Source organism: Variovorax sp. CCNWLW186 (genome assembly GCF_037203865.1).
Lineage (GTDB): Bacteria > Pseudomonadota > Gammaproteobacteria > Burkholderiales > Burkholderiaceae_C > Variovorax.
In genome coordinates, this window is sequence record NZ_JBBCBO010000018.1 from 60,046 (window position 1) to 76,510 (window position 16,465).

Genomic DNA, 16,465 nt, shown 5'->3' on the forward strand with positions numbered 1-16,465 from the left:
TGCAGCACAATTCCGGGCAGCGAAAACTACAGCCTGAGATCGCCATGACCCTGGACGAACTGTTTGCCGAAAGCCATTTGCTTCCCACGGTGCCCAAGGTGGTGTTCGACTTGATCGAGCTCTTGCGCAACGAGGACGCCTCTATTCCCGTGGTTGCACGCAAGGTCGAGCTCGACCAGGTGCTGACGGCCCGGGTGCTGCGCATGGCCAACTCTCCGTACTTCGGGCTGCGCCGCAAAATCCTCTCGATCCAAGACGCGATCCAGCTGCTGGGTTTCTCGTCGATCCGCTCGCTGGTGGTGAGCTCTGGCCTTACGGGCACGTTCCGCAAGGTCGACGGGGTGCATCTGCCGTCTTTCTGGTCGCACAGCCTGCGCGTGGCAGCGGTGGCCCGCTACCTTGCCGGCAAGACCCGCAGCGTGGACCAGAGCCTTGCGTTCACCGTGGGCAGCATGCACGCCATCGGCCACCTGATCATGGCCGGTGCCATGAAGGAGCAAATGGCCAAGCTCAACGCCGTGCACCCGTTCGACATGATGGGCCGGCTCGAGGTCGAACGGCAGAAGTTCGGCTTTCACTATGGCGAAGTGGGCGCCCGGCTGGCTGCCCGCTGGGAGTTTGCGCCCGAGTTCATCAGCGCCCTCTCTTGCTTTGCCAACCCGATGGAGGCCGAGCAGGTCGACCCGTTGGCCAATGTGCTGCACCTTGCCGTCTGGCGCGTGGCGCTGGAGCGCGAAGGCCTGCGCATTGGCGACTCGCAGCACATGTGGCCTGCCCAGTCAGCGGATGCCATTGGCATTTCTGAAGACGTGATGCAAGACATGCCGGCGCCCCGCGAGCTGGCGTCCGACCTGGAATCGATGATCGCCTGATCGTCGGCTGATCGTCCTTTGACGGGTGGCGCCCTGCCGCCCCGTTTTGCTGGCTTCGGCCAGCGCCTTCTTCTCTCCCCTCCCCCTGGCCGAGCCTTGAACGGTGCCGCACGACGATGCGGCAGGCACAGTCGTTTGACTTTTTTAGATATATCGAAAATAATTTCGACATACTTCGAGAGGACATCGATATGCGACACCCCCACTTCGGCCACCACCATCACCACCACTGCCACACGCCCCGCGGCGAGCACGAAGACGGCCTTTCGGGTGGCCGTGGCGGACGCGGCGGCGGGCGGGTGTTCGGCCATGGCGGCCTGCGTTTTGTGCTGCTGCGGCTCATTGCCGACAAGCCGGCCCACGGCTACGAACTCATCAAGGCCATTGAAGACCGCCTGGGCGGCAGCTATGCGCCGAGCCCCGGCGTGGTGTACCCCACGCTCACGCTGCTCGAAGAAATGGGCTACCTGAGCGTGGAAACTGCCGACACCGGCGGGCGCAAGCGCTACAGCATCACGGCCAGCGGCCAGGAGTTTCTGGCCGCCAACAGCGACACGGCCGACGCGATGATGGCCCGCATGAACGGCGGCGTAGACGGTGCCGGCCCGCGCGGCGGGCGTCCGCCGCAGGTGACGCGCGCTATTGAGAACCTGAAGCTCGCCATGCGCATGCGCCTTTCGGGCCCGCCCCTCACAGAACAACAAGCCCACGATTTCGCCGCGGTGCTCGACAGCGCCGCCCAGCAACTGGAACGCATCTAGAAAGCTTTTTCTGAAATGACCGACTTCTCGACCGACACATCTCCCGCTTCTTCTTCCCCGCCCGACCGCACGCCGCGCCGCGTGCGGCACGAGCTTCGTTTTCGGCAGCTCACGGTAAAAACGGTGCAGCGCGTTACGCCGCACCTGATCCGCATCACGCTCACCGGCGATGACCTTGCGGGCTTTACGAGCCTGGGCTTCGACGACCACGCGAAGATCTTTTTTCCCGATGCCGCGACCGGCAAGCTCACGCTGCCTACCGTGGGGCCTGAAGGCCCGGTGTGGCCCGCAGGCGGCCGGCCGACCATGCGCGACTACACGCCGCGCCGCTACGACGCGCAGGCCAACACGCTGGAGCTCGACTTCGCGCTGCACGAGGCCGGCCCCGCCACCCGGTGGGCCGAACAGGCCAAGCCCGGCGACATGCTCGGCGTGGGCGGGCCGCGCGGCTCGTTCATCGTGCCGACCGATTTCGACTGGCACCTGCTGATCGGCGACGACACCGCCCTGCCCGCCATCGCACGGCGCCTGGCCGAGTTGCCGGCCGGTGCGCGCGTGGTGGTGCTGGCCGAGGTCGGCAGCGAGGCGGACCAGGTGCCGTTCGAAACGCAGGCTGAGCTCACGCTGCAATGGGTGCACCGCAAGGGCGCTGAACCGGGGCTGAGCCCGGTGCTGCTCGATGCGCTCAAGGCAATGAAGCTGCCGGCGGGCGACTTTCACGCCTGGGTGGGGTGCGAGTCGGCCATTGCGAAGGCCCTGCGCGCGCACCTGGTGGGCGAGCGAGGCGCCAATCCGAAGTGGGTTCGCGCTTCAGGCTACTGGCGCCGCGGTGCCGCGGCTACACACGACACGCACGACGAGTAATCTGCATTGCTCCTTCCCCCTCTGGGGGAAGGTTGGGATGGGGGCACGCGGCCTACGAAAAAGCCGCTATCACTTGATACGCCGCCTGCCCCCACCCCTGCCCTCCCCCGGAAGGGGAGGGAGAAAGAAATTCAGAGCCAGCCGGCGCGCCTGAAGCGGTAGTAAAGGTAGCTGCAGGTGCCGCCCATCAGCGCCAGCGCGGCCGCATAGCCGTAGCGAAGTTTCAGCTCCGGCATGTGCTCGAAGTTCATGCCCCAGATGCCGGCAAACGCGGTGCACACCGCAAAAATGCTGGCCCAGGCGGCAAGCCGCTTGGTCACTTCGCTCTCTTCGATGGTGACCATCGACAGGTTCACCGAAATGGCCGTGCCGATGGTGTCGCGCATCGCGTCGATGGAGCCGTTGATGCGCACCAGATGGTCGGCCACATCGCGAAAGTATTCCTGCGAGCTCATGCAGATCTGCGGCACCCGCCCGCCATGCAGCTTGCCGGCCGCTTCGGTCAGCGGCGCCACCGCGCGCTTGAGGATCATGCTGCGCCGCTTCAGGTCATAAAGCTGCTTGATCTTGTCGCGCGCCGCGCCGCCCTGGGTAAAGATCTGCTGCTCGATGGATTCAAGCTCCACCTCGAGCGCGTCGATCACCGGAAAGTAGCGGTCGACCACCGCATCCATCAGCGCATACAGCACAAAGCCCGCGCCGTTGCGCAGCAAGTCGGGCTCGCGCTCGCAGCGTTCGCGCACGCCCAGAAAGCCCTGCTGGCTGCGGTTGCGCACCGAAAGCACGTAGTTCTTGCCGACGAACACGTCGACCTCTCCCACGTTCACGCAATGAGCGCCTTCGGTAGAGGGCTCGACGAGGTGCATCACCACGAAGAGCGAGTCGCCGTACTCCTCGACCTTGGGGCGCTGGTGGCCGTGATGGGCGTCTTCGACCGCCAGCGGATGCAAGTTGAACTCGTCCTTCATCTGCGCCAGCTCTTCCGGCGTTGCGTCGCTCAGCGCCACCCACACAAAGCAGCCGGGGCGGGTGATGTATTCGCTGATGTCCTCGACCGGGATATCGGCGAGCTTGGCGCCGTTTTCGTAGGCCACGCAGTTGATCAGCATCGGTACTCGTCCATGGTCAATCTTTGAATCGGAGTCAGGCTGCCGAGGCCGGATTCGAAGCCGCCGCCAGCGCCGCGGTGGCGGCCAGCGAAGCTTCGATGGCCTGCGTCTCGCTCTTGAGCAGCGCCAGGCCTTTCTCGGCCAACGCAGAGTGGCTTGCAACGTCAGCCCACAGGCTGGCTGCGGCTTCGGCGCAGGTCAATGATGTGAAGCGGATACGGCCCTTTGCCAGTTCCGCGAAGCGCTTCTCGCGCAGAGGGTCGGCCCGGTCCCAGGCGCCGCCTATGAGCACTCGCCTGCCGCGCTTGACGCGGGGTTCCAGTTCCGCAAAGAACGGCAGCTCGGCGGACACCCAGCCCAGCATTCCGGAGTTCAACGCGGTGTCGAACGCCGTTGGGGCGGTGTGGGCCTTCGCAAAGCTGCGCAATGTGCCAAGCGTGTAGAGCAGCGGGTCTTTCGGCCCGGCTGCACCGCCTTCCACTGGCCTGATGACGGGCGGGCCGTTGCCTGCTCGCCCGTCGGGCCGCTTCGATTTGCGCAGGTCGGCAAGCTGGGCAGGCGACATGCAAAGGTACAACGCGGCAAACTCTGCGGGCAAGGTGGCGGTGTCGGGCAACGCGGCCGCTTCAGGGCCTTTGAATTCATCCGGGTGAGCCATGGGCGCCTTGTTCTTCACGCGGGGTTTGCGTCGGCGGATTTTAGAGCGGCGGGTGCACGCCGGCCTGCCGCAACCGCCGCAATGGGCACCGGCTTGCCGCCCGCTCGTCCCCGATAATCGCCCGAGTGAAAACGACGACTGCCCAACCCTCCCCCTCGACCAGCGACTTCTCCGGGCACACGCCCATGATGGCGCAGTACCTGGGCCTCAAGGCCAACCATCCGGACACGCTGCTGTTCTACCGGATGGGCGATTTCTACGAGCTGTTCTGGGCCGACGCCGAAAAGGCCGCGCGCCTGCTCGACATCACGCTCACCCAGCGCGGCCAGTCGGCCGGCCAGCCGGTGGTGATGTGCGGCGTGCCCTTTCATGCGGTCGATACTTATCTCGCGCGGCTCATCAAGCTGGGCGAATCGGTGGCTATTTGCGAGCAGGTGGGCGAAGTCGGCGCGAGCAAGGGGCCGGTCGAGCGCAAGGTGGTGCGGGTGGTTACGCCCGGCACGCTGACCGATTCGGAACTGCTCAACGACAAGAGCGAATCGCTGCTGCTCGCGGTACATGCGGGCACGCGCAACTTCTGCGGCCTGGCCTGGCTCAGCGTGACCGGCGCCGAGCTGCGGCTGGCCGAATGCCCGGCCGATGCGCTCGAAACCTGGATTGCCCGCATCGCCCCAAGCGAGCTGCTGTACAGCGCCGAGGTAACGCCGGCTTTCGAGCAGCGCCTGAAGGCCGCACGCGCGGCCACGCCTTTCACGCTTTCTATTCGCCCGGCCTGGCAGTTCGACGGCGGCCTGGGCGAACGCAAGCTCAGCGAGCAAATGGGCAGCAAGAGCCTGGCCGCGTGGAACGCCGAATCGCTCGCCAACGCGCATGCCGCCGCCGCCGCGCTGCTGGGCTATGCCGAGCACACGCAGGGCCGCGCGCTTTCGCACGTGCAGCGCCTTTCGGTGGAGCGCGACGGCGACCTGATCGAGCTGCCGCCCACCACGCGGCGCAACCTGGAGCTGGTGCAAACGCTGCGCGGCGAAGATTCGCCCACCATGTTCTCGCTGCTCGACACCTGCATGACGGGCATGGGCAGCCGCTTGCTGAAGCGCTGGCTGCTGTCGCCGCGGCGCGACCGCAGCGAGGCGCAGGCGCGGCTTGAAGCCATCGGCGCGCTGCAGTCCACAGTGCTGGGCGGCACGGCGGCGCCCTGGCGCACGCTGCGCGAGCAGCTCAAGAACACGAGCGACGTGGAGCGCATTGCAGCGCGCATTGCGCTGCGCCAGGTGCGCCCGCGCGAACTGCTGGCGCTGCGGCTTGCCTTGGCCAAGGCGGAACAGTTGTCGCCGCTTCTGCCCGGCTCGGCCGCGCTGCTCGACCAGATTGCCGAGCGCCTTGCACCGCCGCCGGGATGCGCCGACCTGCTGGCAAGCGCCATCAAGCCCGACCCGTCGGCGCTGGTGCGCGACGGCGGCGTGATTGCCACCGGCCACGACGCCGAGCTCGACGAGCTGCGCGCCATCAGCGAGAACTGCGACGACTTTCTGCTGAAGCTCGAAGTGAGCGAGCGCGAACGCACCGGCATCAGCAACCTGCGTGTGCAGTTCAACCGCGTGCACGGCTTCTACATCGAAGTGACGCAAAGCGCGCTCTCGAAGGTGCCCGACAACTACCGCCGCCGCCAGACGCTGAAGAACGCCGAGCGCTTCATCACGCCCGAGCTCAAGGCTTTCGAAGACAAGGCCCTGAGCGCGCAAGACCGGGCCCTCGCCCGCGAAAAGTGGCTCTACGAGCAACTGCTCGATGCGCTGCAGCCCTCGGTGCACGCGCTCACGCAGCTGGCGGGCGCCATTGCCACGCTCGACGCACTCTGCGCGCTGGCCGAACGCTCGCACACGCTGCACTGGCGCGCGCCGAGCTTCGTGTCGCACCCGTGCATCGAAATCCAGCAGGGCCGCCACCCGGTGGTGGAGGCGCGGCTGGCCGAGAAGTCGTCCGGCGGCTTCATCGCCAATGACACGGTGCTCGGGCCGCAGCAGCGCATGCAGGTGATCACCGGCCCCAACATGGGCGGTAAGTCGACCTACATGCGGCAGGTGGCCATCATCGTGCTGCTGGCCTCCATTGGCTCGCACGTGCCGGCGGCGGCGTGCCGGCTGGGGCCCATCGACGCGATTCACACCCGCATTGGCGCGGCGGACGACCTGGCCAATGCGCAGTCGACCTTCATGCTCGAGATGACCGAGGCTGCGCAAATCCTGCACAGCGCCACCGCGCAGTCGCTGGTGCTCATGGACGAAATCGGCCGCGGCACCAGCACCTTCGACGGCCTGGCGCTGGCGGCCGGCATTGCGGCCCAACTGCACGACCGCAGCAAGGCCTTCACGCTCTTTGCCACCCACTACTTCGAGTTGACCGAGTTTCCGGCCACGCACCACTGCGCGGTGAACATGCACGTGAGCGCCACCGAAGCGGGCCGCGACATCGTGTTTTTGCACGAAATGCAGCCCGGCCCGGCCAGCAAGAGCTACGGCATCCAGGTGGCGCGGCTCGCGGGCATGCCCTCTGCGGTGGTCAACCATGCACGCCAGGCGCTCGAGGCGCTGGAGTCGCAGCATGCCCAGACGCGCGCGCAGGTCGACCTGTTCGCACCTCCGCCGGCGGCCGAAACGCCGATGGCCAGCGCCGTAGAATCCGCCCTGGCCGCGCTCGACCCCGACGCGATGACGCCACGGGAGGCGCTCGACGCGCTCTATGCCTTACAAAAACTGAACACGCGCGAACGCAGCGCCATGTGAGCGGGCATCCTTCGTGCGAGATGAAAAAATGACTTATTGCGTAGGCATCAAACTCAACGCCGGACTGGTGTTTCTTTCCGACTCGCGCACCAATGCGGGGGTGGACCACATCAGCACCTTCCGCAAGATGATCGTCTACGAGCAGCCGGGCGACCGTGTCATGGTGCTGCTGTCTTCGGGCAACCTGAGCATCTCGCAGTCGGTGCGCGAAATCCTGCAGATAGAAGAGCTGCGCGAAACCCGTGAAGACGGCTCGCAGGGCGACCCCATCACCATCTGGAACGCCAAGAGCATGTTCGATGCCGCACGCGTGCTCGGCTCGGCCGTGCGCCACGTGTACGACCGCGACGCCGAGGCGCTCAAGCATGCGGGCCTCGACTTCAACGTGTCGTTCATCTTCGGCGGGCAGGTCAAGGGCGAAGGCATGCGCCTGTTCCTGGTGTATTCGGCGGGCAACTTCATTGAAGCCACCACCGAGACGCCCTACTTCCAGGTGGGCGAATCGAAGTACGGCAAGCCGGTGCTCGACCGCGTGCTCACGCCCGAAACCCCGCTCGACGAGGCCGCCAAGTGCGCGCTTGTGTCGATGGACTCGACCATGAAGTCGAACCTCTCGGTGGGCCTGCCGCTCGACCTGGTGGTGTACGAGGCCAACAAGTTCGAAACCGACCGCGTGATCTGCATCGACGCCGACAACCCCTACTACCGCATGATGCACAACAGCTGGGGCCAGAAGCTGCGCGAGGTGTTCGACAGCATTGAAGACCCGGTGTGGGACGACTCCGCCACCCAGCACCCGCTGAAGATGCCGGCCACGCGGCACAGCCCGCTGCGCAAGATTTCCACGCCGGACGAAAAGCTCATCTGAGCCCGGCCGCAGCAGCCATGGCGATGCCGCCCATCGTCTTCTCGCACGGCAACAGCTTTCCGGCGAGCACCTACCGCGTTGTTTTAGACAGCCTGCGCAACCGCGGCTTCGAGGTCGACGCCATAGAGAAGTTCGGGCACGACCCGAAGTACCCCGTCACCGACAACTGGCCGCACCTGGTGCAGCAGCTGGCCGACTTTGCCAAGCAGCACGCCGACCGTGCCGGCGGCCCGGTGTTTCTGGTCGGCCATTCGCTCGGCGGATTCCTGAGCCTGATGTGCGCGGCGCTGCATCCGGCGCTCGCCCGCGGCGTGGTGCTGCTCGACTCGCCGATTCTGGGCGGCTGGCGCGCAAACACGCTGAGCCTGGTCAAGCGCACCCCGCTGATGAAGACCGTGTCGCCCGGCGCCATCAGCCGCAGGCGCAAGAACAAGTGGGAGCACCGCGAAGCCGTGTTCGAGCACTTCCGCAGCAAGAAGGCCTTTGCCAAGTGGGACGAGCAGGTGCTGCACGACTACATCGATCACGGCACCTTCGACAGCGAAGACACGCGCGAGCTGAGCTTCGACCGCAACGTGGAAACGGCCATCTACAACACCTTGCCCCACAACCTGGGCGCCCTGCTGCGCCGCCATCCGCTCAAATGCAAGGTGGCCTTCATCGGCGGGCGCCAGTCGGCCGAGATGAAGCAGGTGGGCATGGCCATGACCCAGAAGGTGACCAAGGGCCGTATTGCAATGCTCGACGGCACGCACCTGTTTCCCATGGAAAAGCCGCTGGCCACGGCGGCGGCAGTCGAGGCGGCGCTGCGCAACCTGCTGGACTGATCGATCCATCGATCGGGAGATGCAAAAGCCGGGTGGAAACTCGGCATCGCCATGCCCTGGGCGCCTCTCTCCGTTGAATCCCTGTCAAGAGGGACATAACCGAACGATACAAATTGCAATCATCGGTAACAATGGCTGAAAATAAGTAAAAACGTCCCAGTTCATCGGTCGCCGCTTCAAAATGTCGAGCAAATGTCAACTTCCTACCCGGAAGCCGTTGAAGCCGTTTCTCTGAGTCCGACGCTCGTGGTCGAAAACGATCCGTCGATGCAGGAACGTTTTCGCTACATCCTGTCGACGCTCGGATGCGACGAGCCCCAGATCGTCTGGACCGAGAGCGGTGAGACGGCCATGCAACTGCTCGAGAGCCAGCGTTTTGGTGTGGCCCTTGTGGACATCGGCTTGCCCGATGGCAGCGGTATCGAACTCATCGACTGGCTGCAGGCCCACCAACCGAAAGTGCCCGCCGTCGCGGTTTCCGCGAAGCGCACCGACGAAACCATTTTTTCAGCGCTGCGCGCCGGCGCGATGGCCTACCTGCTGAAGGAGCGCGACGATCTCGAGCTCAGCATCGGCCTGCGCAGCATCGAGCAAGGCGGCGCGCCGATCGACGCAGCCATTGCGCGGCGCATCCTGGCGTGGGACTCAAGTCACGCGGCCGATTCACCGGCCGATTCGGACACGACGCTGTCGCTGCGCGAACGCAAGATGCTCGAGCTGGTGGTGCAGGGGCGCAGCTACAGCGACATTGCCGAAACGCTTTCGGCGCCCAAGCTGGCGCTGGAGCGCCGCACCAAGGGCATCTACAGGAAGCTGGCACTCGGCTCGCGCGCCGAGACGGCGCACGCGGGCGGCGAAGATTCCTTTTCGCGCTGAGGCTTACTCCGCCCAGACCACCATGCCGGTCCACGCCGTGGCCAGCACCACGATGCCGAAGGCGATGCGGTACCACGCAAAGGGAATGAAGTTGTGCGTGCTGATGTACCGCAGCAGCCAGCGCACGCAGAGCCACGCGCTCAAAAACGAAAACACCAGCCCCACCGAGAACAGCGGAATGTCGGCCACCGACAGCAGCGCGCGCTCCTTGTACAGGCTGTAGGCCCCGGCGCCGATGAGCGTCGGAATGGCAAGAAAGAACGAAAAATCAGTGGCCGCCTGGCGCGAGAGGCCCAGCAGCATGCCGCCGATGATGGTCGAGCCGCTGCGGCTGGTGCCCGGAATCATCGCGAAGCACTGCACGAGGCCAACCTTGAGGGCGTCCCACATCGTCATGTCGTCGACGTGCTCGATGCGCACCGAGCCCGGCGGCCGCTTTTCGGCCCAGAGAATGATGAAGCCGCCGATGATGAAGGTGCTGGCCACCACCACCGGGGTGAAGAGATGCGCCTTGATCATCTTGCCGAAGATCAGCCCCAGCACGACGGCCGGAAGAAAACCGAGCACCACGTTGATGGCCAGGCGCCTGGCCTTGGGCTGCCGCGGCAGCGCCACCACGGTGGAGTGGATCTTCTGCCAGTACACCAGGATCACCGCGAAGATCGCACCCGTCTGAATGGCAATGTCGAACACCTTGGCCTTGGCGTCGTCGAAGCCGAGCAGCGAGCCCGCAAGAATCAGATGCCCGGTCGACGAGATCGGCAGAAACTCTGTCAGCCCTTCGACGATGCCCATGACAGCGGCCTTCACCAGCAAAACGATGTCCACGCTTACTCCTTTAAAGAGCGCCAATTATGGCGAGGCATCGAGTCAGGCCGGGTTCAGGCGGCCCCGTGCGGCTGCGGGCTTTTATCGGGGGGCTTGCCCAGAGCGCGCTCGCAGCGTCCGCACGGCGCTGTCTACGGTGGTGAGCACCGGCAGGCCGCTGGCTTGCTCGCAGGCGGCACGGGCGCGCGCCATACTGAACTGTGCGAGCGCAATGCGCGTGCAGCCGCGCTCGCGCAGGGCCAGTGCCTGCGCGGCAATCAGGGCGTCGTGCCGCGCCGTATCGCCGGCATTCAGCGCGTCGAGCGCGCCTTCGGCCAAGGCGGGCTCCAAATCGAAGCCGGGCGGGAACTCGGGCGGCATCGACGCCAGCGTGGCTGCGAAGGTTGCAATGAGGCCGAGCCGGCCCTGCCCTTGGCCTTGCGCCTGCACGGCCTCGGCCACCATCGCCTCGTTGGGCTTGAGCACCGGAATGCCCGCGTGCCGCTTTGCTACCGCCTCGATGCATGGGCCGAAGGCCGAACAGGTGAAGAGAATGCCCTGCGCGCCGGTGTCGACCGCGTACTGCGCAAGCCGCTGAAAGCGCTCGTGCATCGCGGCGTCGAGCCCCCGGCCGCCGCGTGCCAGGTCGGCCGAGAGGCTGTCGTCCAGCAGGTTCATGCGCTCGGCCTCGGGCCAGTCGCGCTCGAAGGCGGCGTTGATGGGCGCAACCGAATGAGAAAGCGCGTGGATCAGGGCGATGCGGATCATGCGGCAGGAATCGTCAGATGCCCTTGGACGACGGGTTGGCAAAGGCCTCCTTCGTCTCGGCGTTGAGCGGATAGTTGATGTTGATGCCCTTGGGCGGAATCGGCGACATGAACCACTTGCTGTAGAGCTTTTCCATTTCGCCCGACTTCATCATGCCCGACACCACGCGGTCGACCAGCGCCTTGAAGGCCGGGTCGTCCTTGCGGAACATGAGCGACTGGTTCTCGGTGCGCAGGCTCTCGCCGGTAATGACAAAGTCCTTCGGGTTGCGCGCGTTCGCGATCTGGCCGGCCAGCAGGATGTCGTCGAGCACAAAGGCCTGCGCCCTGCCGCTTTCCACCAGCAGGAACGAGTCGCTGTGGTCCTTGCCGCCGAGGTTGTTCACCTCGAGGTTGCGGCCCTTGTCGGCCTCGCGCAGCAGGCGGAATGACGTGGTGCCAGTGGTGGTAACCACCGTCTTGCCCTGCAGGTCGGCAATGCTCTTGATGCCTGAATCGGCCTTGACCAGCATGCGCACGTTGTAGCGGAAGATGTCCGGTGAAAACGCCACCTGCTTCTGGCGCTCGACCAGGTTGGTGGTGGAGCCGCACTCGATGTCGACCGTTCCGTTCTGCACCAGCGGAATGCGGTTGGCCGAGGTCACGGCCTGGTATTTGATCTCGATGGCCGGCAGCTTCAGCTCGCTCTTCACCGCTTCGACGATGCGGTTGCAGATCTCGATGCTGTAGCCCACGGGCTTCAGGGCGCCGTCGAGGTAGGAGAAGCCGAACGACGACTCGCGGTACCCGAAGGTGATGGCGCCGCTCGCCTTGATCTTGGCGAGCGTGTCGTTGTTGTCCTGGGCCCGCGCGGCATGCGGCAACAGCAGGGCAGAAGCCGCCGCGAGAGCGGCAGCACCAAAGAAAATCGGCAGACGAAGCTTGGGCATGAGAGCGCTCCTTGGAACGGGCGGGTTGGAAAAAAACGAAGAAGAAAAGCGCTGCGGTCAGCGGGTGGCGGCGCTCGTCACGGCATCGACGGAAGCCGCAAGGCGCGTTGCGATCTCGCGCAGGTCCGCACGCGTGGCGATGAAGGGCGGCGCGAGCAGCACATGGTCGCCCTGCCGGCCATCGACCGTGCCGCCGAAGGGGTAGCACAGCAGGCCGCGCGCCATGGCGTCTTTCTTGATGGCTGCGTTGATCTTCAAGGTCGGATCGAACGGTGCCTTGCTCGCGCGGTCGGCCACGAGCTCGATGCCCCAGAAGAAGCCGCGGCCGCGGATGTCGCCCACATGCGCGTGGCCGCCGAGTGCCTCGGCCAGCATGGCGCCGAATGCTGCGCCGTCTTCGCGAACCTTAGCGACCAAGCCGTCGCGCCGGATCACCTGCTGCACCGCGAGCGCCGCCGCGCAAGCCATCGGATGCCCAAGGTAGGTGTGGCCGTGCTGGAAGAAGCCGCTGCCTCTGGACATGGCATCGACGATCTTGCGCTGCGCCAGCACCGCGCCAATCGGCTGGTAGCCGCCGCCAAGGCCCTTGGCAATGGTCATCAGGTCGGGTACCACGCCCTCCTGCTCGCAGGCGTGCAGCGTTCCGGTGCGGCCCATGCCGCACATCACTTCGTCGAGGATCAGCAGCACACCATATTTGTCGCACACCGCGCGCACGGCCTTGAAGTAGCCCGGCACCGGCGTGAGCACACCGGCCGTGGCGCCGCCCACTGTTTCGGCCACGAAGGCGATCACGCGATCGGCGCCCTGCGCGACGATGGCAGCCTCGAGTTCGGCCGCGAGACGCAGGCCGTATTGCTCGGCGCTTTCATCGGCCCGCTGCTCGCGGTACGGGTAGCACGGCGCGACGTGCGTGGGCGGCACCAGAATGGGCGCGAACGGTTCGCGCCGCCATGCATTGCCGCCCACCGCAAGCGCGCCCAGCGTGTTGCCGTGGTAGCTCTGGCGGCGCGCGATGAAGTGCGTGCGCTGCGGCTGGCCAATCTCTACGAAGTACTGCCGCGCCATCTTCAGCGCCGCCTCCACCGCCTCGGAGCCGCCGCTCACCAGGTACACATGGCTCATGCCTTCGGGCGCCGATGAAATCAGCTCGTCGGCCAACTGCTCGGCCACCTCGCTGGTGAAGAAGCTGGTGTGCGCGTACGCCAGCTTGTCGAGCTGCGCGTGCATGGCGGCCAGCACTTCGGGGTGCGCATGGCCGAGCGAAGACACGGCTGCGCCGCCCGATGCGTCGAGGTATTCGCGCCCTTCGGCGTCGCGGATGAACATGCCATTGGAGCCCGCGGCAACCGGCGGGCTCTGGCGAAGGTGGCGGTGAAAGACGTGCGTCATGGTGGCGGGTGGCAGCAAGATGGCGGATTCGTGTTTGGAACTAACGTTCCGACGGATTATTGTTTGGAACATTTGTTCCGTCAACTGTTCCGTCGTCCCATGTCCGGTACATTCGTTCCAACAGCAGCTGCCAAAGAGACACCGCCATGGGCGCCAGAGACCAGATCCGCCAGCGTTTCAACGAACTGAGCCCCGCCTTGCAGCAGGTGGCGCGCTATGTCCTTGACCATCCGAACGAAGTGGTGACCACGTCGATGCGCAACGTGGGCACGCGCGCGCAGAGCACGCCCGCCACGCTGGTGCGCTTTGCGCAGCACCTCGGCTATGCGGGCTGGCCGCAGCTGAAGGAAGCCTTTGCGGGCGACATGGGCCTTGGCACCGAAACGTACGGCGGGCGCGCCAAGCAGCTCATCGGCCGTGCGCAAGACCGGAGCCTCACGGGCGAGATGTTCGAGGTGCAGCGCCGCAACCTGGAGGCCACGCACCAGCAGAGCGAGCAGGCGCTGCAAAAGGCCTGCGCATTGATCGAGAAGGCGCCCGCGGTGCACGCGGCGGGGTTCAGGGCCTGCTTTCCGATCGCGTTCTCGTTCGTCTACGTGTACCGGCTCTTCCGCGCCAGCGTGCACCTCGTCGACGGCCAGGGCGGCTCGCTCGAAATGCAACAGCGCGCCTTTGCCAAGGGCGATGCGCTGGTGGTGGCCAGCTTCATGCCCTACTCGCGCGAGGCGCTGCAGGTGACGGAGGCGGCCAAGGCGGCGGGCTGCCGCATCGTTGCCATTACCGACAGCGTGGCTTCGCCGCTGTCGCTGCTGGCGGATGAAACGCTGCTCTTCACGATCAACAGCCCCTCGTTCTTTCCCTCGGTGGCGGCCGGCGTGGCCGTGACCGAGGCGCTGGTCGAACTGCTCGCGAGCCGCGCGGGCAAGCCGGTGATCCGGCGCATCGACCAGGCGGAGGCGCAGCTGTTCGAATCAGGCGCGTACCTAGCGCCGCCGGTGGCGCGCGGTAGCTAGAAAATAGGTGCGGCCAACCAATCGCATGCTGCGGTGCCGCATTGCGGAACCCGCGCAAAACCGCCCGGTCAAACAGCTGTCGCGGCTTTGTGCTGCGACAGGAGGTAATGACCATGAAGCAAGTGAAACACTGGCAAGACCCGGTCAACATCGTTCTGGGTGTGTGGCTGATCGTTTCGCCCTGGGTTCTGGGTTTCCAGGACGTGACCTTCGCGATGTGGAGCACGGTAGCGACGGGTATCGCACTGGGCGCCGTGGCACTCGGGGCGACCCTGGTTCCCCGTGCCTGGGAAGAGTGGACCGAAGGCGCGCTCGCGATCTGGCTGGCCGTATCCCCCTGGGTACTCGGCTTTGCCACCGTCGAGAACGCGATGGTCAACGCAGTGCTCGTGTCCGCGGCCATCCTGGTGCTTGCGCTCTGGGTGCTTGTGACCGACAAGGACTACCTGGGCGGGTCGATGGACCGTCACGCGCACTGAAGGCACGTTGATTACGTTGCCCCAGCCTGCCAGCCGCCGCCGAGGGCTTGGATGAGCGCCACTGCGGCGGTCTGGCGATTTACAAGCAGCTGCACCAGCGTGCGGCGTGCGTTCAACGCGGCTGCCTGCGCAGTGACCACCTCGGTGTAGCTGACCTGGCCGGCGCGATAGCGGTTGAGCAACTGCTGCTCGGTCTTGTCGGCCGCGGCCGAGGCTTCGCGCCGCAGGCCTTCCTGCTGTGCCAGCGCGGCACCGGCGGTGAGCTGGTCTTCCACGGCCTGGAAAGCGGTGAGCACCGTCTGCCGGTAACGCGCCACGCTGGCTTCGTGGCCCGCCTTGGCCGAATCGACGCTCGCGCCGATGGCGCCCGCGTCGAACACCACCTGCGCCACCGAAAGGCCGAGCGCCCACAGCGTGTTGGATGCGTTGAACAGGTCTTTCACGCGGCTTGCGTTGCCGCCCACCGAGGCGCTGAGCCCAAAGTTGGGAAAGTACGCCGAGCGCGCAATGCCGATCTGCGCATTGGCGGCCGCCACCGCGCGCTCGGCCGCCGCGATGTCGGGCCGGCGCTGCAGCAGCGTCGATGGCACGCCCGTCGGAATCCCCGGTACCGTGGGCGTCCACTGCGCCGCGGGCAGGCTGAAGTCGGCCGGCGCCACGCCCACCAGCATGGCGATGGCGTGCTCCAGCGTGGCGCGGGTGCGCTGCAGGCCCACGCGCTCGGCCTGGGCGCTGACGAGCTGGGTCTGTGCCTGCAGCACGTCGGTCTGCGCGGCAATGCCGGCCTTGTATCGGTTGTTCGTGATCTCGAAGGCACGCTGGTAGCCTTCGATGGTCTGGTCGAGCAGCACAATCTCGGCATCGGTTTCACGCAGCGAGAAGTAGTTGGTGGCCAGGTCGCCAATGGCCGAGAGTCGCGCCGAAGCGAGATCGGCCTCGCTGGCCTCTGCATTGGCCTGCGCGCTGCTCACGGCCTGACGCAGCCGGCCCCACACATCGGGCGCCCAATCGACACCCAGCGTTGCGGCAAAAGTGCTGGTTGCGTTGCTGGTGCTGCCGGCATTGCCGCTTCGCCTGCCGCTGCCGTCGAGCGACACCGTCGGGAACAGCGCGGCGCGCTCTCCGCGCACCAGCGCCTGGGCCTGCGCGTAGTTGGCCACCGCCGCGGCAATGTTCTGGTTCGACACCTGCACGCGGGCAGCCAGCTCGTCGAGCGTCACGTCGCCGAAAAGCTTCCACCATTCGCCGCGGTCGAGCGCGTCGGCCGGCGCGGCGGGCAGCCAGCCTTCGGCGGCCTTCTGCTCTTTCCATTCGACAGGAGCGGCCGAGCTTGGCACCTGGTATGTGGGACCTACGGCGCAGCCGGCCACCATGGCGGCCAACACGAGTGCGGACAGCCTGCCGGGCAGATGCGAGCGAATGCGTGGTCGTTGTTTCATGGCAGGTTCGTTCATTCTTCT

The 16,465-nt window shown here is 66.0% G+C and carries 16 protein-coding genes; 9 read left to right on the plus strand and 7 right to left on the minus strand.

Going from position 1 to position 16,465, the window contains the following annotated elements:
• Window positions 1-44: 44 nt before the first annotated feature.
• The 3 genes from V9K97_RS19960 (at window position 45) to V9K97_RS19970 (ending at window position 2,497) form a co-directional block, all read left to right on the plus strand.
• Window positions 45-872 carry an HDOD domain-containing protein gene (locus V9K97_RS19960; RefSeq protein ID WP_337296685.1) on the plus strand — a complete coding sequence of 276 codons (828 nt, stop codon included), beginning with the start codon at window positions 45-47 and terminating at the stop codon, window positions 870-872.
• Between the two features lie 191 nt (window positions 873-1,063).
• Window positions 1,064-1,633 carry a PadR family transcriptional regulator gene (locus V9K97_RS19965; RefSeq protein ID WP_126746121.1) on the plus strand — a complete coding sequence of 190 codons (570 nt, stop codon included), beginning with the start codon at window positions 1,064-1,066 and terminating at the stop codon, window positions 1,631-1,633.
• 15 nt (window positions 1,634-1,648) lie between these two features.
• Window positions 1,649-2,497 carry a siderophore-interacting protein gene (locus V9K97_RS19970; protein WP_337320172.1) on the plus strand — a complete coding sequence of 283 codons (849 nt, stop codon included), beginning with the start codon at window positions 1,649-1,651 and terminating at the stop codon, window positions 2,495-2,497.
• 131 nt (window positions 2,498-2,628) lie between these two features.
• On the opposite strand, the gene corA is transcribed toward V9K97_RS19970, so the two are convergent.
• Together corA and V9K97_RS19980 are read right to left on the minus strand one after the other, a co-directional pair.
• On the minus strand, window positions 2,629-3,606 hold the full coding sequence (gene corA / locus V9K97_RS19975; protein ID WP_337296688.1) for a magnesium/cobalt transporter CorA: 978 nt from the start codon (window positions 3,604-3,606) through the stop codon (window positions 2,629-2,631).
• A gap of 34 nt (window positions 3,607-3,640) precedes the next feature.
• Entirely contained in the window at window positions 3,641-4,264 is a 624-nt protein-coding gene (locus tag V9K97_RS19980) for a hypothetical protein (RefSeq protein ID WP_337320173.1), read from the minus strand.
• 185 nt (window positions 4,265-4,449) lie between these two features.
• On the opposite strand from V9K97_RS19980, the gene mutS reads away from it, so the two are divergent.
• The 4 genes from mutS to V9K97_RS20000 all read left to right on the plus strand — a co-directional run bounded on the left by mutS (window position 4,450) and on the right by V9K97_RS20000 (window position 9,618).
• Window positions 4,450-7,047 carry a DNA mismatch repair protein MutS gene (mutS, locus tag V9K97_RS19985; RefSeq protein ID WP_337320220.1) on the plus strand — a complete coding sequence of 866 codons (2,598 nt, stop codon included), beginning with the start codon at window positions 4,450-4,452 and terminating at the stop codon, window positions 7,045-7,047.
• Between the two features lie 28 nt (window positions 7,048-7,075).
• Window positions 7,076-7,915: a proteasome-type protease gene (locus V9K97_RS19990; protein WP_157614818.1), complete on the plus strand. Its 840-nt coding sequence runs from the start codon at window positions 7,076-7,078 to the stop codon at window positions 7,913-7,915.
• Between the two features lie 17 nt (window positions 7,916-7,932).
• Window positions 7,933-8,742, plus strand: a complete 810-nt coding sequence (locus tag V9K97_RS19995) for an alpha/beta hydrolase (protein ID WP_337296690.1) — start codon at window positions 7,933-7,935, stop codon at window positions 8,740-8,742.
• 192 nt (window positions 8,743-8,934) lie between these two features.
• Window positions 8,935-9,618, plus strand: a complete 684-nt coding sequence (locus tag V9K97_RS20000; RefSeq protein ID WP_258501318.1) for a response regulator transcription factor — start codon at window positions 8,935-8,937, stop codon at window positions 9,616-9,618.
• A 3-nt stretch (window positions 9,619-9,621) separates the two neighbouring features.
• Here V9K97_RS20000 and V9K97_RS20005 read toward each other — a convergent pair whose 3' ends face one another.
• From V9K97_RS20005 to V9K97_RS20020, 4 genes are all read right to left on the minus strand, one after another.
• A complete protein-coding gene (locus tag V9K97_RS20005) occupies window positions 9,622-10,446 on the minus strand; it encodes an undecaprenyl-diphosphate phosphatase (RefSeq protein ID WP_337313904.1) in 825 nt (274 codons plus the stop codon).
• A gap of 81 nt (window positions 10,447-10,527) precedes the next feature.
• On the minus strand, window positions 10,528-11,193 hold the full coding sequence (locus V9K97_RS20010) for an aspartate/glutamate racemase family protein (protein WP_337320174.1): 666 nt from the start codon (window positions 11,191-11,193) through the stop codon (window positions 10,528-10,530).
• A 13-nt stretch (window positions 11,194-11,206) separates the two neighbouring features.
• The gene (locus V9K97_RS20015; RefSeq protein WP_337320175.1) at window positions 11,207-12,121 is read right to left on the minus strand and encodes a transporter substrate-binding domain-containing protein; all 915 of its coding nucleotides are present in this window, start codon (window positions 12,119-12,121) and stop codon (window positions 11,207-11,209) included.
• Between the two features lie 57 nt (window positions 12,122-12,178).
• Window positions 12,179-13,513, minus strand: a complete 1,335-nt coding sequence (locus tag V9K97_RS20020) for an aspartate aminotransferase family protein (protein WP_337320177.1) — start codon at window positions 13,511-13,513, stop codon at window positions 12,179-12,181.
• Window positions 13,514-13,659: 146 nt separating this feature from the next.
• Here V9K97_RS20020 and V9K97_RS20025 point away from each other — a divergent pair, with 146 nt between their 5' ends.
• Both V9K97_RS20025 and V9K97_RS20030 read left to right on the plus strand, forming a co-directional pair.
• Window positions 13,660-14,526 carry a MurR/RpiR family transcriptional regulator gene (locus tag V9K97_RS20025; protein WP_337320178.1) on the plus strand — a complete coding sequence of 289 codons (867 nt, stop codon included), beginning with the start codon at window positions 13,660-13,662 and terminating at the stop codon, window positions 14,524-14,526.
• Window positions 14,527-14,639: 113 nt separating this feature from the next.
• Window positions 14,640-15,005 carry an SPW repeat protein gene (locus V9K97_RS20030; protein WP_337296698.1) on the plus strand — a complete coding sequence of 122 codons (366 nt, stop codon included), beginning with the start codon at window positions 14,640-14,642 and terminating at the stop codon, window positions 15,003-15,005.
• An 11-nt stretch (window positions 15,006-15,016) separates the two neighbouring features.
• Here V9K97_RS20030 and V9K97_RS20035 read toward each other — a convergent pair whose 3' ends face one another.
• Window positions 15,017-16,459 (minus strand): efflux transporter outer membrane subunit, encoded by a 1,443-nt coding sequence (locus tag V9K97_RS20035; RefSeq protein ID WP_337320179.1) that lies wholly within the window; start codon window positions 16,457-16,459, stop codon window positions 15,017-15,019.
• Window positions 16,460-16,465: the final 6 nt, after the last annotated feature.

Bases quoted from the DNA above. Each gene is read 5' to 3' on its own strand.
- V9K97_RS19960 (WP_337296685.1), top strand. From the start codon at position 45: ATGACCCTGGACGAACTGTTTGCCGAAAGCCATTTGCTTCCCACGGTG.
- V9K97_RS19965 (WP_126746121.1), top strand. From the start codon at position 1,064: ATGCGACACCCCCACTTCGGCCACCACCATCACCACCACTGCCACACG.
- V9K97_RS19970 (WP_337320172.1), top strand. From the start codon at position 1,649: ATGACCGACTTCTCGACCGACACATCTCCCGCTTCTTCTTCCCCGCCC.
- corA (WP_337296688.1), bottom strand. From the start codon at position 3,606: ATGCTGATCAACTGCGTGGCCTACGAAAACGGCGCCAAGCTCGCCGAT.
- V9K97_RS19980 (WP_337320173.1), bottom strand. From the start codon at position 4,264: ATGGCTCACCCGGATGAATTCAAAGGCCCTGAAGCGGCCGCGTTGCCC.
- mutS (WP_337320220.1), top strand. From the start codon at position 4,450: ATGATGGCGCAGTACCTGGGCCTCAAGGCCAACCATCCGGACACGCTG.
- V9K97_RS19990 (WP_157614818.1), top strand. From the start codon at position 7,076: ATGACTTATTGCGTAGGCATCAAACTCAACGCCGGACTGGTGTTTCTT.
- V9K97_RS19995 (WP_337296690.1), top strand. From the start codon at position 7,933: ATGGCGATGCCGCCCATCGTCTTCTCGCACGGCAACAGCTTTCCGGCG.
- V9K97_RS20000 (WP_258501318.1), top strand. From the start codon at position 8,935: ATGTCAACTTCCTACCCGGAAGCCGTTGAAGCCGTTTCTCTGAGTCCG.
- V9K97_RS20010 (WP_337320174.1), bottom strand. From the start codon at position 11,193: ATGATCCGCATCGCCCTGATCCACGCGCTTTCTCATTCGGTTGCGCCC.
- V9K97_RS20015 (WP_337320175.1), bottom strand. From the start codon at position 12,121: ATGCCCAAGCTTCGTCTGCCGATTTTCTTTGGTGCTGCCGCTCTCGCG.
- V9K97_RS20020 (WP_337320177.1), bottom strand. From the start codon at position 13,513: ATGACGCACGTCTTTCACCGCCACCTTCGCCAGAGCCCGCCGGTTGCC.
- V9K97_RS20025 (WP_337320178.1), top strand. From the start codon at position 13,660: ATGGGCGCCAGAGACCAGATCCGCCAGCGTTTCAACGAACTGAGCCCC.
- V9K97_RS20030 (WP_337296698.1), top strand. From the start codon at position 14,640: ATGAAGCAAGTGAAACACTGGCAAGACCCGGTCAACATCGTTCTGGGT.
- V9K97_RS20035 (WP_337320179.1), bottom strand. From the start codon at position 16,459: ATGAACGAACCTGCCATGAAACAACGACCACGCATTCGCTCGCATCTG.